The sequence below is a fragment of the Massilia sp. FBCC-B171 genome, assembly GCF_059134155.1.
This window is the reverse complement of sequence record NZ_CP101443.1, coordinates 2,942,545-2,957,031: the sequence shown is the minus strand read 5'-3', so window position 1 is coordinate 2,957,031 and position 14,487 is coordinate 2,942,545. Positions and strand designations below refer to the sequence as shown.

General features: G+C 65.3%; 14 protein-coding genes. 6 read left to right on the top strand and 8 right to left on the bottom strand.

Annotation, left to right across the window (positions count from 1 at the left end):
- Window positions 1-845 precede the first annotated feature (845 nt).
- Window positions 846-3,326 (top strand): MASE4 domain-containing protein, encoded by a 2,481-nt coding sequence (locus NMB41_RS13410; RefSeq protein ID WP_494378315.1) that lies wholly within the window; start codon window positions 846-848, stop codon window positions 3,324-3,326.
- Window positions 3,327-3,335: 9 nt separating this feature from the next.
- Here NMB41_RS13410 and NMB41_RS13405 read toward each other — a convergent pair whose 3' ends face one another.
- On the bottom strand, window positions 3,336-3,482 hold the full coding sequence (locus NMB41_RS13405) for a hypothetical protein (protein ID WP_494378314.1): 147 nt from the start codon (window positions 3,480-3,482) through the stop codon (window positions 3,336-3,338).
- A gap of 83 nt (window positions 3,483-3,565) precedes the next feature.
- On the opposite strand from NMB41_RS13405, the gene NMB41_RS13400 reads away from it, so the two are divergent.
- Window positions 3,566-3,880, top strand: coding sequence for an EthD family reductase (locus tag NMB41_RS13400; RefSeq protein ID WP_494378313.1), 315 nt, complete (start codon window positions 3,566-3,568; stop codon window positions 3,878-3,880).
- A gap of 9 nt (window positions 3,881-3,889) precedes the next feature.
- Here NMB41_RS13400 and NMB41_RS13395 read toward each other — a convergent pair whose 3' ends face one another.
- Window positions 3,890-4,438 carry a TetR/AcrR family transcriptional regulator gene (locus NMB41_RS13395; protein WP_494378312.1) on the bottom strand — a complete coding sequence of 183 codons (549 nt, stop codon included), beginning with the start codon at window positions 4,436-4,438 and terminating at the stop codon, window positions 3,890-3,892.
- A 124-nt stretch (window positions 4,439-4,562) separates the two neighbouring features.
- Here NMB41_RS13395 and NMB41_RS13390 point away from each other — a divergent pair, with 124 nt between their 5' ends.
- Together NMB41_RS13390 and NMB41_RS13385 are read left to right on the top strand one after the other, a co-directional pair.
- Complete coding sequence (locus NMB41_RS13390) at window positions 4,563-5,255, top strand: Rossmann-fold NAD(P)-binding domain-containing protein (RefSeq protein ID WP_494378311.1); 693 nt, start codon at window positions 4,563-4,565, stop codon at window positions 5,253-5,255.
- A 19-nt stretch (window positions 5,256-5,274) separates the two neighbouring features.
- On the top strand, window positions 5,275-6,345 hold the full coding sequence (locus tag NMB41_RS13385; protein WP_494378310.1) for an MBL fold metallo-hydrolase: 1,071 nt from the start codon (window positions 5,275-5,277) through the stop codon (window positions 6,343-6,345).
- Between the two features lie 167 nt (window positions 6,346-6,512).
- On the opposite strand, the gene curA is transcribed toward NMB41_RS13385, so the two are convergent.
- The 6 genes from curA to NMB41_RS13355 all read right to left on the bottom strand — a co-directional run bounded on the left by curA (window position 6,513) and on the right by NMB41_RS13355 (window position 12,175).
- Complete coding sequence (gene curA / locus NMB41_RS13380) at window positions 6,513-7,550, bottom strand: NADPH-dependent curcumin/dihydrocurcumin reductase (RefSeq protein ID WP_494378309.1); 1,038 nt, start codon at window positions 7,548-7,550, stop codon at window positions 6,513-6,515.
- Window positions 7,551-7,633: 83 nt separating this feature from the next.
- Entirely contained in the window at window positions 7,634-8,620 is a 987-nt protein-coding gene (locus NMB41_RS13375; protein ID WP_494378308.1) for a Bug family tripartite tricarboxylate transporter substrate binding protein, read from the bottom strand.
- 45 nt (window positions 8,621-8,665) lie between these two features.
- Window positions 8,666-9,592, bottom strand: coding sequence for an NAD(P)-dependent oxidoreductase (locus tag NMB41_RS13370; RefSeq protein ID WP_494378307.1), 927 nt, complete (start codon window positions 9,590-9,592; stop codon window positions 8,666-8,668).
- Window positions 9,593-9,629: 37 nt separating this feature from the next.
- On the bottom strand, window positions 9,630-10,010 hold the full coding sequence (locus NMB41_RS13365; protein ID WP_494378306.1) for a VOC family protein: 381 nt from the start codon (window positions 10,008-10,010) through the stop codon (window positions 9,630-9,632).
- A 10-nt stretch (window positions 10,011-10,020) separates the two neighbouring features.
- Complete coding sequence (locus tag NMB41_RS13360) at window positions 10,021-10,977, bottom strand: hydroxymethylglutaryl-CoA lyase (RefSeq protein WP_494378305.1); 957 nt, start codon at window positions 10,975-10,977, stop codon at window positions 10,021-10,023.
- A gap of 10 nt (window positions 10,978-10,987) precedes the next feature.
- Entirely contained in the window at window positions 10,988-12,175 is a 1,188-nt protein-coding gene (locus NMB41_RS13355; protein ID WP_494378304.1) for a CaiB/BaiF CoA transferase family protein, read from the bottom strand.
- 144 nt (window positions 12,176-12,319) lie between these two features.
- Here NMB41_RS13355 and NMB41_RS13350 point away from each other — a divergent pair, with 144 nt between their 5' ends.
- Window positions 12,320-13,219 carry a LysR family transcriptional regulator gene (locus tag NMB41_RS13350; RefSeq protein WP_494382839.1) on the top strand — a complete coding sequence of 300 codons (900 nt, stop codon included), beginning with the start codon at window positions 12,320-12,322 and terminating at the stop codon, window positions 13,217-13,219.
- A 95-nt stretch (window positions 13,220-13,314) separates the two neighbouring features.
- Entirely contained in the window at window positions 13,315-14,466 is a 1,152-nt protein-coding gene (locus NMB41_RS13345; RefSeq protein WP_494378303.1) for a glycerate kinase, read from the top strand.
- The last annotated feature ends 21 nt before the right edge of the window (window positions 14,467-14,487 follow it).

Sequence of the window (14,487 nt, the reverse complement as noted above, 5' to 3'; positions counted from 1 at the left end):
AAGATGGGCTTAGCGCGGGGCACATCATGAATACGATGACGTCTAGCCACTGCGGATAATCTCGCCGAGCCGGCGATAGCTCATCAGGCATGCAAACTTATGCTTGCCGCGCAGCGCTGCAGTTGTACTTTGATGCTCGCCTTGCCCTGTAGGCCACGCACAACTTCGCTTGTAAAGTCGAGACGAGCAGTCGTGTGTCACAGCTGAGCCGTTTCACGCGCGTGTAAAATTAACTAGCGGTGCTATTGCGGCAACACTACTAGTACCACGGATCAGGTTCGTCTCGCCCGCACTCCCTCTTTACGTGCCTCAGTCGTTTTGCGCCGAAGCTTCAAGTGTGGACAGGTACGATGAAAGTCATAATGATCGCAGGAAATTGTGTCTTGTCTCGTCTATCCCGATGCCTGCACAGTCGTGCTGGCGTAAATGAGCGGCGATGTGAGTACGCTGCAGTAAGCACTGCCGGCGGATCGTACATGTCAATACGGTTGAGGTACGAGCAGCAACCTGGGGGGAATTTGGGGGGGGCAACAGATGAGCTTAGCGCACTTCAGGTGCTGGAGATGATGATTCGGCTGTCTCCACGCCCTGCGCAGACATGCGCTCACATGACCTGTCATCGTCAGCTCATCAATTTCGAAACTTGCACTTCCCACCAGAATTCGTCATTAAGCCCATCAGCTTCGGTTGATGGGCTTTTTGCATTGTGGGTGCCGCATCCTCGAATCGAGTCCGCGCACAAATCCAATGCCGGGACGCACGCACTGATATACTCCCCGTCAAAATATCTCTTCATTCCGTGCGCGCTGGCAGTGCCCGCATTTTGCACCCACCAGAGGCACCGTATGAGCCGTACATCCACGCAGTTCCCGTCCAGGCCGACCGCTTCCGCGCTCGCGCCCTTCCAGCGCCAGGCGCTCGCGGTGGCCTTGCTGATCGCACTGGTCACGACGGCCTTGATGCCGGACGCTGCCAGCCATTGGCCGGCCATCGCCGCCTTCCTGCCGGGCTACCAGACCGCGACGATCAGCTGCTATGCCGTGGTTGCGTATCTGCTCTTTGGCTACTATCGGCAGACCGGCCAGCATGCACTTCTCTACCTCTTCGGCGGTTGTGTCTACACCTCGGCCATCCTGCTGGTCCAGTTTTTTGCGTTTCCAGGCGCCTTCGTGCCGGAGATCCGCTTGCTGGGCGGGACACAGACGCCGAGCTGGCTGTGGTTCTTCTGGCACCTCGGTTCGACCGGCATGCTGTTCGGTTACGCAGCGGCCGAGTGGCGCCGTCCCGGCCGCACGAACGCGCATCCGATGGCGGCGTTCCGGGCATGCGCCGCGCTGACGGCGCTCGCGCTCGTCGCAAGTGTGATGGCGGTGACGGTGTTTCACGATGCAATGCCGGTGGTCGATATCAAGGGCGACTTCAGCCGGATCACCAGCACGGGTTATGCGCCCCTGATCCAGGTCGTCATCGTCGCGGCGCTGTGGATGCTGTGGCGCGCCGGCCGCTTCCGCACGCCGATGCACGCCTGGCTGGGCGTGGCCATGGTGGCGCTGGCCTTCGATAACGCGATCACCATGGCGGGTGGCACGCGCCTGTCGATCGGCTGGTATGTCGGCCGCATCAATGCACTGGTATCGGCCTTCGTCATGCTGATTCTCTACCTGAAGGAAGTCAATCGCGTCTACCTGACAGCAGCCGCCAACGCCGAGCAGTTAAGCGCGGCGAACGCTTTGCTCGAGACCGAACATGCACGCATGCTCGACCTGTTCGAACAGGCGCCAGGCTTCGTCGCCGTGCTGTCGGGCGAGGACCATTGCATCGAGCTTCACAACGCCGCCTTCCAGCGCCTGGTCGGCGAGCGCCCTGTCGCAGGCCGCGCTTTCCGCGACGCCTTGCCGGAGCTTCACGGCCAGGGCTATTTCGAACTCCTCGACGCCATCCGCACGCATGGCCAGGCGCACGTCGGCAAGGGCATGAAGCTGACGCTGACGCAGGAGGCGGACCGCGCCGCCGGCGACATTTATATCGACGTCCTGTTCCAGCCAAAGATGCGGGCGGACGGCAAGGGGATACGGATTTTCGTGCAAGGCAGCGACGTGACCGAACAGCGGCGCGCCTACCTCGAAGTGGAGCGCCAGCAGCAGATGCTGGAAACGCTGGTGCAGGAGCGCACCAAAAAGCTCGAGGAAACGCAGACGGCGCTGATGCATGCGCAAAAGCTCGAAGCGATCGGCAAATTGACGGGCGGCGTTGCGCACGATTTCAACAACGTGCTGCATATTATTAACGGCAACCTCGACCTGATCAAGATGGTGTCGGCGGCGAATGCCCCGGTGCAGCAGCGCTGCAGCTCCGCGCAGACGGCCGTCAAGCGCGGCGCCAAGCTGTCCTCGCAGCTGCTGTCGTTCGCGCGCAAGCAGCCCTTGCAGCCGGAGGCGGTGAGCCTGCCGGCGGTCTTCGAATCGATCGACCTGCTGCTCAAGCGCGCCGTCGGCGAGCGCATCGAGGTGCGCTTCGACCTTGCCGAAGACGTCTGGAATACCCTGGTCGATCCGCAGCAGCTCGAGAATGTCATTCTCAACCTGGCGCTCAACGCCAGCGACGCCATGGCCGAAGGCGGACTCCTGACGATCGCCGTCGCCAACGTCACGCGCCCCGAGGGCGACTATGTCCACCTGGCCTTCCGCGACACGGGCCTGGGCATGTCGGAAGCGGTCAAGGCGCGCGCGTTCGAGCCCTTCTTTTCGACCAAGGGCGTCGGCAAAGGCACCGGCCTCGGGCTGTCGATGGCGCACGGCTTCGTCAATCAAAGCGGCGGCCAGATCGACATCGAGAGCGAAGAGGGCGCCGGCACGACCATCCATATCCTGCTGCCGCGCACCGATGCCCAGTCCACCGGCAAGGCGGCGCCATCCCGGGCCGGCGGAAACGGCGGCAGCGAAACCATCCTGGTGGTAGACGACGAACAGGACATTCTCGACAACGTGGCGGCGATACTGCGCGATTTCGGCTACCGCGTACTGACCGCCTGCAGTGCCGACGACGCGGTGGCCCGCCTTGCAGGCTTGGGGCGCATCGACTTGCTCTTCACCGACGTGATCATGCCTGGCGTCGTGCCGGCCACCGAGCTTGCCGCGAAAGCGCGCGCGCTGCATCCGGACTTGCGCGTCCTGTTCACCTCGGGCTATACGGAAAACGCCATGATCCACAACGGCCGCCTGGACGAGGGCATCAACCTGCTCAGTAAACCCTATGGACGCGCCGAACTGGCCAGTGCCGTGCGCACCCTGCTGTCGGCGCCAGTGCCGGCGGCCAGCGCAGCCTAGCGCGCTGCGCTACAGCGCCTGCTTGACGTGCCCGATCCCGAGTTCGTCGTAGATCTCGTAGATCACTTCCAGCATGTTCACCAGTTCCGGCGAGTGGTCCATGTGGCGCGTGGCGATGCCCTGGCCGGCGCCCACCAGGCATGCAGGGCGTCCCAAACCCGCAACGCGGCACTTGCAAACTGCCGCACACCGGCGCAGGATGAGTTCACCCAGCTGGCCAACCACGACGAGGAGCAAACATGATCAAGGTAAGCGTGATGTATCCCAACGGTCCCGACGCGCATTTCGATACGGCCTATTACGTGGACCGGCACATGCCGATGGTAAAGCAGCGCATGGGCGACTACTGCAAGTACTACACGGTCGAGCGTGCGCTGGGCTCCGGCACGCCTGAGGCGAACGCGCCCTACATCGCCATGGGTCACCTGTTCTGCGATTCGGTCGAGGATTTCCAGGCCGGATTCGGCCCGCATACCAAGGAAATCATGGGCGATATTCCGAATTACACCAACCAGAAACCGGTCATCCAGATGAGCGAGATCCTGGTCGGATAAACGCCATGATCAAGGCGCGACCATGCGCCGCACCGCTTCCACCAGCGCCGCGCGCAGGGTGCTGCGTTCGCCCGAATCGAGACTGCAATAGTCGATCTGGATCGACGCCAGGCGGGTGACGAAGCCGAGCAGCTGGTCGCCCGGGATGGCGCTCGTGATCACGCCGGCCTGCTGCGCCTCGCGCACTTTTTCGCGCTTGTTGGCGCCGGCGGCGGCCATCGCCTCGCTCATCTGCTTGGGGTCGCCCTGTTCGAGCTGCATCCAGTTCCACAGCCGCAGCACCTCGGGATGTTCGCCATACCAGTCGAAGACGCGGCCCGCGTAGCCCGGCAGGTCATGCGCATCCACCGGTACTTCCGACACCGCGCGCGCCACGATCGCATCGAGCACGGCCTCGAACAAGCCATCCTTGCTGCCGAAATAGCCGTAGATCGACTGCTTGTTGCAGCCTGCGCTGTCCGCGATACGGTCGACGCGTGCCCCGGCAATGCCGTAGGCGGCGAATTCCGCCGTCGCAGCTTCGAGCAGGCGGCGCCTGGTCTCTTCGGGATTCCTCATGTCTGCTCCACGGTTTGACTCGAAAATAAACCAACTAGTTGGTTGACAACTTTTGCTTTGCCGCCTACAGTATAGCAACCAACTAGTTAGTTGGAAAGCGGCACACGTTCATGTGGAGAGCAGTATGAAGATTCTGGTGTTTGGGGCAAGCGGCATGGTGGGACAGGGGGCGGTGCGCGAAAGCCTCCTTGCGCCGGACGTCAGCGAAGTGATCGTCGTCGTGCGCCAGGCGCTCGAGCTGACCCACCCCAAGCTGCGCCAGCTCGTCGTCGACGACCTGCTCGACCTGAGCCAGCACCGGGCCCACCTGAAAGACGTGAACGCCTGCTTCTTCTGCATCGGCGCCAGTGCGTCCGGCATGTCCGCCGAAGCCTACAAGAAGCTGACCCATGGCTTGACGCTGGCGGTTGCCAACAAGCTGCTGGACATGAATGCGCGCATGGTCTTCGTGTACCTCTCCGGCGCCGGCGCCGACAGCACGGAACGCAATGGGCGCATGTGGGCGAGGGTGCGGGGACAGACCGAAAACGCCATCCTGCGCCTGCCATTCGCAAGCAGCTTCATCCTGCGCCCGGCGCTGATCGAACCGCTGCATGGCGCGCGCTCGAAAACGCGCTCTTACCGGGTGCTCTATCGCATTCTCGGCCCGCTGCTACCGCTGCTGCGCTGGATCGCGCCGGGGTTCGTCCTGAGCACGCAGTTGCTGGGCGAAGCGATGCTGGCCCTGGTGCGCAGCGGCGCGCCGGTGCGGGTGCTCGCATCGTCCGACATCCGCGCGCTGGTCGAGCAGGACGCATCGGCTTATCAACTGACCTGAATACGGAAGCGCCGAACCAATGCGTCCCCTCATCATCTCCATTCTCATCGGCGTGCTGCTGGGGGTATCGGTGTTCGCCGCGCGCCCGTCGCCCGTACCGGCGGACGCATCGCCGCAGTTCCGCGACGGCCAGTTCCATAATCGCGACACCATGCTCGAACAAAGCGCCACCGAGATGGCGCGCACGATGTGGGATTTCATGTTCAATGCGCCCGAGGGCACCGTTCCCGCAGGCGCGATTCCGGTGCGCGCCATCACCCGGGCCGAGCTGCTGGCCGCGCCCGACAACACGCTGTACCGGCTTGGCCACTCGAGCACCCTGATCAAGCTCGGGGGCGAGTTCTACCTGTTTGATCCGGTCTTCTCTAAGCGCGCTTCGCCCGTGGGCTGGGCCGGTCCGGCGCGCTTCCATGCGCCGCCGATCAGCATCGAAGAACTCCCGCCGATCAAGGCGGTCTTCCTGTCGCACGACCATTACGACCACCTGGACCACGCCACCATCATGGCGCTGGCGCCGAAGACCGCGCATTTCCTCGCGCCGCTGGGTGTGGGCAACCGCCTGCTCGACTGGGGCGTGGACCGGCTCAAGGTGCAGCAGTTCGATTGGTGGGAGGGCGGCGAAATCGACGGTTTGCGCTTCGTGGCCACGCCCGCCAGGCATTTCTCGGGCCGCGGCCTCACCGACGGTAATGCCACCCTGTGGGCCTCCTGGGTGCTCATGCACCAGGACCTGCGCCTGTTCTACAGCGGCGACAGCGGCTATTTCGGCGGCTTCAAGGAGATCGGCGCCAAGTATGGCCCCTTCGCTGTCGCCATCATCGAAAACGGCGCCTACGACAAGCAGTGGCCCGACGTCCACATGCAGCCCGAAGAAACCCTGCAGGCCTTCGCCGACCTGAAGGGGGCCTGGCTGCTGCCGGTTCACAACGGCACCTTCGATCTCGGCCTGCACCAGTGGCAGGCGCCGTTCGAGCGGATCGCGGCCCTGGCCGCCGAGCGCGGCGTGTCCGTCACGACGCCGCAGATGGGCGAGCCCCTCAGCCTCAAGCAACCGCATGCCGGGCAGCCCTGGTGGCGCGGCGTCAAGTAGATCGACAAGGAGTCAGGCACATGAGAACAGCCCCACCTGAATACCGCGCCGCAGTGACCGAGTTCGACCGGCTGTGGGAATCCGGCGCGGCGGGCCGTCAGCCGGAACGGATGCAGCAGTTGCTGCAGGTGATAGACGCGGTGGAGGCCGCGCCGATACGCACCAGGTCAGTCGTCGCCAACGCGGATCACCAGCTTGCCGAAGTTCTGCCCCTGCAGCATGCCGATGAAGGCTGACGGCGCGTTTTCCAGTCCATCGACGAGGTCTTCGGTGTACTTGAGTGTGCCGTCCGCCAGCCAGGCCGGGATCTCGCGCTGAAAATCGTCGAAGCGCGGCGTGCCGTAGTAATCGAAGATGATCAGTCCCTGGATCTTGAGCCGCTTGCGCAGCACCGCGCCCATCAGGGCAGGCAGGCGGTCCGTCGCGGACGTGCCCGCGGTGCCGCTGTAGTGAGCGACGAGCCCGATGACCGGCACGCGCGCGGCGACATTCAACAGCGGCAGGACCGCGTCGAACACCTTGCCACCGACGTTTTCGAAATAGATGTCGATGCCGTCGGGACAGACCGCGGCGAGCTGGCGGGCGAAGTCCTCGGCGCGGTGGTCGAGGCAGGCATCGAAGCCCAGCACCTCCACGGCGTGCCTGCATTTTTCGGCGCCGCCGGCAATGCCGACCACGCGGCAGCCTTCGCGTTTCGCGATCTGGCCGACGGTCGCGCCCACCGGCCCGGTCGCCGCACCCACGACCAGCGTCTCGCCCGGTTTCGGCTGGCCGATTTCGAGCAGGCCGATATAGGCCGTAAAGCCAGGCATGCCCGCCACGCCCAGCGCATACGAAGGATTGTTGGGCGCGTCGCCGAGGCGGCGCAGGTCGCTGCCCTTGGAAATCGAATAGTCCTGCCAGCCGCCGCTGGCGAGCACCCAGTCACCCGGCTTGTAGTCGGCATGCCTGGAATCCACCACGCGCGCCACTGTCTGTCCCACCATCACCGCATCGAGTTCGACGTGCGGCGCGTAGGAAGGGGCGTCGCTCATGCGGCCGCGCATGTAGGGGTCGAGCGAGAGATAGACCGTGCGCAGCAGGACTTCGCCTTCAGCCGGCACGGGAATCGCCGCTTCCTTGAGGCGGAAGTTGGCGGGCGAGGGCGGGCCGTGCGGGCGCGATGCCAGGACGATGGAACGGTTGGTCTGTGTCGATTGGGGCATGTGGAACTCCGGTTGAGGTGGCGAAAGCGGCGGCTTGACCGATTCTACCCGTCAGCCGGCACTGCCACCTGCCGTGCCCGGATTTACTCGCCCGTGATCTTCGCGTCCTTCACGAACTTCCCCCAGCTCTGCAGCTCCTTGCTGGTGTATTCGCCCAGTTCGCGCGGATTCATGTAGACCGCGTAAGCGCCTTGCGCTTCGGCCTTGCTCTTGAATTCCGCGGTCTGCATGATCTTGCGGATCTCGGTCGTCAGCTTGGTAATCACCGGCGTCGGCGTGCCGGCCGGCGCATACACGGCAAACCAGGAGCTGACATCGATCTTTTCATAGCCCTTGATGCTGGCGGTGGTTGGCACGTCCGGGAAGGTCGCCAGCGCCACATTGCCGGTGACGGCGAGCGGGCGCAGTTTGCCGCTCTTGATATGGCCGATCAGGGGCGGCGCGGTAGTGAAGGTCATGTCGACGTTGCCGCCCAGGAGGTCGGTGATGGCCGGGCCCGTGCCTTTATAAGGGACATGGGTGATGTCGGCGCGCGCCAGCTGATGAATCAGTTCCCCGGTGACGTGCTGCAGCGAGCCATTGCCCGACGATGCATAGGTCAGCTTGCCCGGGTTGGCCCTGGCGTAGCTGACCAGTTCCGGCAGGGTCTTGATGGGCAGGTCGGGGCGCACCACGATGACCTGGGGCGCCACCAGGATATTGGCGACGGGTGCGAAATCCTTGATCGGATCGAAGGCCACCTTGACCACATGCGGCGTGATGACCTGGTAGCCGGAATACTGGACCAGCAAGGTGTAGCCGTCCGGCTTGGCGCGTTTCACGACCGAGGCTGCAATCGCGCCCGAGCCGCCCGGACGGTTTTCGACGACGACCGGTTTTCCCAGCGCCTTCGACAGTGGATCCGAGATCATGCGGGCGGCCATGTCGGTCGTGCCGCCGGCGGCCGAGGACACGATCAGGGTCACCGCTTGCGAGGGATAGGCATCCTGCGCCTGGGCGCCCCCGGCGGCGGGCGCCATGAGGACGGCGAGTTTGCCGGATTGCGACATCAGAAAGTGGATCGATTTCATGGTATCTCCTGGTTGATCTAATTGTGTTGGTCCTGCGTCGATGCTTCAGTCCTTCTTTGCAAACTGCTGTACCACCAGCTGTTCGAGCCTGCGTGCCAAGCGGGCCTGCGCATGTTCGCTGGCCCAGGCCACGTGCGGCGTGACCAGCAGGTTTGGCACGTCGCGGGCGAGGAGCGGGTGGTCCGCCGGCGGCGGCTCGACGTCCAGCACATCGATGGCCGCGCCGCCGATTGTTCCTGCGCGCAGGGCCGCCACCAGTGCCTCGGCGTCGACCAGGGCGCCGCGGCCGGTATTGATGATGACGGCACTGCGCTTCATGCGCGCCAGCGCGTCCTGGCCGATCATGCCGCGCGTCGTTTCGGTCAGCGGGACGTGCAGGGTGATCACGTCGGCCCGCTCGAGCAGTTCGTTCAGTGGCAGTTCATCGTCCCGGCACGGCCCGCCGCGGCCCTGTGCGAACAGCACCTGCATGCCGAGCCCGCGCGCCAGCCGCGCGGCTGCTTCGCCGATCCGCCCGCGCCCGACCACGCCGAACACCGTGCCGCCAATGTCGCTGATGCGCGGGCCCGTCCAGCAAAAATGTTCGGACGCCGTCCAGCGGCCATCCAGGGCTGCCGCGGCATAGGTGAGGGTGTGCCGGCGCAGCGCGAACAGCGAGGCGATGACGTGTTCGGCCACCGAGTCCGAGCCGTAATCGGGCACGTTGGCAACCGCTATCCCGAGCTGCGCGGCTGCCTCCTTGTCGATGTTGTCGGTGCCGGCGGCGGCAACCGCCACCATGCGCAGACGAGGAGCACTGCGCAGCGCCGCGGCGTCGAGGCGGACCTTGTTGGTGATGACCACGGTGGCGTCATGAATGCGGTCGATGACGGCCGCGGGCGTGGTGGACGGCCGCGCTGTGTAGTCGAGCGCGGCGTGATCGAACTGCAAGGCGGTCGGCAGGGTCGCCGCGTCCAGGAAAACGACTTTCATGGGAGGTCCTCGGTCTGCAAATTGGTGTGAATTGACGTCATCCGATCAGTTCCGAAATCTCGATCAGATTCAGGTCGGGATCGCGCAGGTAGACCGAACGAATCCGGCCGGTGGCGCCGGTGCGCTCGACGGGTCCTTCCTTGATCGGCCAGCCGACCTGGCCCAGATGCCTTATCACCTCATCCAGCGGCTTCGAGGCGATGAAGCACAGGTCAAGCGCGCCCGGCACTGGCAAATGGGCCTTCGGTTCGAATTCCTGGCCGCGCTGGTACAGGTTGATCTTCTGGTTCCCGAAAGTGAAGGCGATGCGGCCTGCGCCGAAGGTCTCCAGCCGCATCTGCATCACCTGCGTATAGAAGGCTTTGGTCGCTTCCAGGTCGGTGCAGGTCAACACCAGGTGGTCGAGGTGGGAGATCATGGCAGCCTCTTTATGCGAATGCGCGCTGTTCGGGCATGGCGTCGTCCCCGGCGTCAGGCATGGGATGCAGGTTCAGGCGGTGTCCGGCTTTCAGGATCTGGCTCGGCACGTCGTGGCCGATCAGGGCGGGGAGCTGGGCCGCTGCGGCCAGGATGCCCTGCAGGTCGACGCCGGTGTCATAGCCTTCGAGTTCGAGCATATGCACCAGCTCTTCGGTGCAGACATTGCCCGAAGCGCCAGGCGCGTACGGGCATCCGCCGAGTCCACCAAGAGAGGAATCGAAACGGTCGATGCCGGCGTTCAGGGCCGCCAGCGTGTTCGCCAGCGCCATGCCGCGCGTGTTGTGGAAGTGCTGGGTCAGTTCCAGATGCGGGAAGCGCCCGCGGGCGGCGCGGCTCAGTTCCGCGACTTGCGAGGGATAGGCCATGCCGGTGGTGTCGCACAAGGTGACGCCGTGCACGCCGATATCGGCGAAGCGCGCCATCCAGTCGAGCACGGTGGCCAGCGGAACGTCTCCTTCCATCGGGCAGCCCATGGCGGTCGAGAGCGACACGTTGATCGCCACCGGCGACTGCTTGACGACAGCAACCACTTCGCGCAGCTGGGCAAACGAGTCCTCGCGCGTCATGCGCAGGTTGCGCCGGTTATGCGATTCGCTCACCGACATCACCAGGTTCACCTCGTCCACCTTGCACGACAGGGCGCGTTCGGCGCCGCGGATGTTCGGCACCAGCACGGTATAGACCACGCCGGGTTTGCGCACAATCTGGTGCATCACCGCCTCGGCGTCCTTCAGGGCGGGAATGGCTTTCGGCGACGTGAACGAGGTCACCTCGATCTTGGCATAGCCGCATTCGCTCAGCTGGTTGACCAGCGCGATTTTTGCGTCGGTGTCGACGAAGACCGCTTCGTTCTGGAAGCCGTCGCGGGTTGCCACTTCCTGGATGTACAGCCGCTGCTTGTTCATGGTGCCGTCCTCAGATGATGCCGCGTGCGCGCCAGGCGCTGCGGGTCGTGGAATCGATGCCGATCTCGTCCAGCACCGCGTCGGTATGCGCGCCAAGCGCCGGCGCCTCGCGCAGCGCTTCGCCCGGGGTCGCGCTCAGTTTCGGCACGATGCCCGGCACCTGCACCGGCGTGCCGTCCGGGAGCTGCGTCTCGAGGATCATGCCGCGCGCCTTGTAATGCGGGTCGGCGGCGATGTCGGCAATGTCGTAGATGCGCCCGGCCGGGATGCGCGCTGCATTGAGCTGGTCGAGCACTTCCTCGAGCGTGCGCTCGGCGGTCCAGACGCCGATCGCTGCATCGAGCCGGGCGACCTGCTTGACGCGGCCATCGTTCTGCGCCAGCTCAGGGTCGTCGCGCAGGTCGGCGCGGCCGATGAGCTCCATCAGGCGGCGGAAGATGCCGTCGCCATTGCCGGCGATGAGGGCGTACTTGCCGTCGGCGCACTGGTAGGCATTGGTCGGGGCGATGCCCGGCAGGCTGCTGCCGGCCGCCTCGCGCACCGCGCCAAAGACCGAAAACTCCGGCAGCAGGCTTTCCATCATGTTGAACACCGACTCATACAAAGCCACGTCGATCATCTGGCCTTCGCCGCTGGCATCGCGGTGGCGCAGGGCCAGCAGGATGCCGATCACGCCGTGCAGGGCCGAGAGCGAGTCGCCGATCGAGATGCCGGTGCGGACCGGCGTGCGACCCGGTTCGCCGCACAGGTGGCGCAGGCCCCCCATGGCTTCGCCGACCACGCCGAAACCGGGCCGGTCGCGGTAGGGGCCGGTCTGGCCATAGCCGGAGACGCGCAGCATCACCAGCTTCGGATTGAGTTCGTGCAGCACGTCCCAGCCCAGGCCCCAGGCTTCCATGGTCCCGGGGCGGAAGTTTTCGATGAGGACGTCGGCATCTTTCACCAGCGCGCGAATCACGTCCTGGCCTTCGGGAGTGCGCAGGTCGAGCGAGACCGACTCCTTGTTGCGCGACTGGACCGCCCACCAGACCGAAGTACCCTCGTGCAGGAGACGCCATTTGCGCAGCGGGTCGCCCGTGCCGGGCGGCTCGATCTTGATCACCCGCGCACCGAACTCGGCCAGCATTTTTCCGGCAAAGGGACCGGCGATCAGCTGTCCAAGTTCGATGACCCGCAGGCCGTCCAAAGGTTTTGTCATGATGCTCTCCACGTCGACTGACACGATGGAACCGAGTGTAGGACGCCCCGCAGGCTTTGGAAATCGGCTATTCTTCAACTACCCTTTCCATTTCGGAAAAGCGGCAGGCCTTTTGCCTGCATTCCCAGCTTCAGTGTGAAATCTGTGATCAATCCCGGCCACTTCGATCTCCAGTCCCTGCGGGTCTTCCTGCAAGTCGCGCTCACCGGCAGCCTCACCAAGGCAGCCGAGAAATCGCACATGACCCTGTCGGCGCTGAGCAAACGCATCGCGGAACTCGAGCGCACTGCGGACTGCAGCCTGTTCGTGCGCCATCCGCGCGGACTCGACCTGACGCCGGCCGGGACCGAGCTGGTACACCATGCGCGCGCGGTGCTCGATGCGGTGAACCGGATGGCCTTTGCCATGGGCGACTTCGCCATCGGCGTGCGCGGCAACGTACGCATCTGGGCCAATACCTCGGCCATTACCCAGTTCCTGCCCCAGGACCTGGCCGCCTTCGTGCGCGCGCAGCCAATGGTGCGCATCAGCCTGGAGGAGCGCACCAGCGAGCAGGTAATCGCGGCGGTGGCCGACGGCGAAGCGGACCTGGGCATCTTCGCCGACAACATACCCTCGTCGGGGCTGGAGAAATACCTGTACCGGCGCGACCGGCTGGTGCTGCTGGTGCCGGGCGACCATCCCCTTGCGTCCAGGACCGAGATCGCGTTCGACGACACGCTGGACTACGATTTCGTCGGGCTGAGCCAGGGCAGTTCGCTCCTGCAGCGTCTCAGCGAAGCGGCCGCCGGGCTCGAACGCACCTTGCGGCTGCGGATACAGGTCAGCAGTTTCGACGCCATCTGCCGCATGATCGAAGCGGGCCTGGGCATTGGCGTCCTGCCCGAAGGCGCGCTGCGTGGTGGCAGTAGCGGCCTGCGCGCCATCCGCCTGACCGACCCCTGGGCGCATCGCTCGCTGTGGCTGGGCGTGCGCGCGAAAACCGCCCTGGTGCCGGAAGCGGCCAAGCTGCTCGAACACCTGTGCCGCGCCGATACGCACTGAGGCTTTGCCGATACGGAAAAGCCGCTGGAGCAAACGGAAATTCCGTTCGCCCCAAAGCTCCCGCATCATGTGCACCAACTACATCGGAGAGTTGAATGACGTCGTCACCTGAGAACAAAGCGCTGCGGGTGCTGGTCGCCCCGGATTCCTTCAAGGGCAGCCTGGATGCATCCGCCGTGGCCGCGAGCATCGCCGCAGGCGTGCGCGAAGCCATTCCCGGCTGCGTTGTCGTCGAGGCGCCGATCGCCGACGGCGGCGAGGGCACGGCCAGCGCCATCGCCCAGGGCTTGCAGGGCAGCTGGCAGGAGGTCGACGTGGTGGACGCCAACGGCAAGCGGATCGCCATGCCTTTTGCCGCTTGCCACAGCCCGGCGCTCGGACCCTTCGCGGTGCTGGACGTCGCCGAGATCGTCGGCCTGCCGGCGGCCGTCGCCGCTCCCGGAGCGCGGACCACGCGCGGCGTGGGGCAGGCCATCCGGGCGATTCACGCACGCGGCTTCAAGACGATCGCGCTGGGCCTGGGCGGCTCGTCGACCAACGATGCCGGCGCCGGCATGCTGGCTGAACTGGCCTTCGTCTGCCGCGATGCGGCCGGCGTCGAGGTCGTCCCGGTGTTCGACAAGCTGATGCAGGTGCAGACGCTCGAACACCGGCCCGGCAGCGAATGGCTGCAGGAGCTGACCCTGATCGGCTTGACCGACGTGAGCAGCCCGCTCAACGGCGAAGGCGGCGCCAGCATGGTGTTCGGCGCGCAAAAGGGTTTCCAGGACTTGCCGGCGGCCGACGCCGTGCTGGCCCACTTTGCCGACTGCTGCGCGGCGCTGCTGGGCAAGGACCTGCGTGCGCAGGCAGGCTGCGGCGCCGCCGGCGGCCTGGGCTTCGCCGTGGCGCTGCTGGGCGGGGTGCTGCGTCCCGGCGCGCAGTTCATCCTCGAGGCGCATCGCCTGGTGGCCGGCGCCGTCGATTACGACTGGGTGATCACGGGAGAAGGGCGCTCCGACCGGCAGACCTTGCTCGGCAAGGGCCCGGCCGAGGTGGCGCGCCTGGCGCGCGACAGCGGCATTCCCGTCACCCTGCTGTCGGGCGCGGTGGAACTCGACTTGGCGCTGGAAGCGGCCTTCGATGGCGGCTGTTTTTCGATCCAGCCCGGGCCGGTGAGCCTGGACTATGCAATGCGCAATGCCGGGGCCTTGCTGCAGCGCGCCGGCAGGCAGGCGGCCAGGCTGTTTGCCGGGGCGCGAGGCTGAGCAGGCAAAAAAAAGGTTCAT

Excerpts from the sequence above, each read along its gene's own strand:
- NMB41_RS13410 (WP_494378315.1), top strand. The coding sequence starts at position 846 with ATGAGCCGTACATCCACGCAGTTCCCGTCCAGGCCGACCGCTTCCGCG.
- NMB41_RS13400 (WP_494378313.1), top strand. The coding sequence starts at position 3,566 with ATGATCAAGGTAAGCGTGATGTATCCCAACGGTCCCGACGCGCATTTC.
- NMB41_RS13395 (WP_494378312.1), bottom strand. The coding sequence starts at position 4,438 with ATGAGGAATCCCGAAGAGACCAGGCGCCGCCTGCTCGAAGCTGCGACG.
- NMB41_RS13390 (WP_494378311.1), top strand. The coding sequence starts at position 4,563 with ATGAAGATTCTGGTGTTTGGGGCAAGCGGCATGGTGGGACAGGGGGCG.
- NMB41_RS13385 (WP_494378310.1), top strand. The coding sequence starts at position 5,275 with ATGCGTCCCCTCATCATCTCCATTCTCATCGGCGTGCTGCTGGGGGTA.
- curA (WP_494378309.1), bottom strand. The coding sequence starts at position 7,550 with ATGCCCCAATCGACACAGACCAACCGTTCCATCGTCCTGGCATCGCGC.
- NMB41_RS13375 (WP_494378308.1), bottom strand. The coding sequence starts at position 8,620 with ATGAAATCGATCCACTTTCTGATGTCGCAATCCGGCAAACTCGCCGTC.
- NMB41_RS13370 (WP_494378307.1), bottom strand. The coding sequence starts at position 9,592 with ATGAAAGTCGTTTTCCTGGACGCGGCGACCCTGCCGACCGCCTTGCAG.
- NMB41_RS13365 (WP_494378306.1), bottom strand. The coding sequence starts at position 10,010 with ATGATCTCCCACCTCGACCACCTGGTGTTGACCTGCACCGACCTGGAA.
- NMB41_RS13360 (WP_494378305.1), bottom strand. The coding sequence starts at position 10,977 with ATGAACAAGCAGCGGCTGTACATCCAGGAAGTGGCAACCCGCGACGGC.
- NMB41_RS13355 (WP_494378304.1), bottom strand. The coding sequence starts at position 12,175 with ATGACAAAACCTTTGGACGGCCTGCGGGTCATCGAACTTGGACAGCTG.
- NMB41_RS13345 (WP_494378303.1), top strand. The coding sequence starts at position 13,315 with ATGACGTCGTCACCTGAGAACAAAGCGCTGCGGGTGCTGGTCGCCCCG.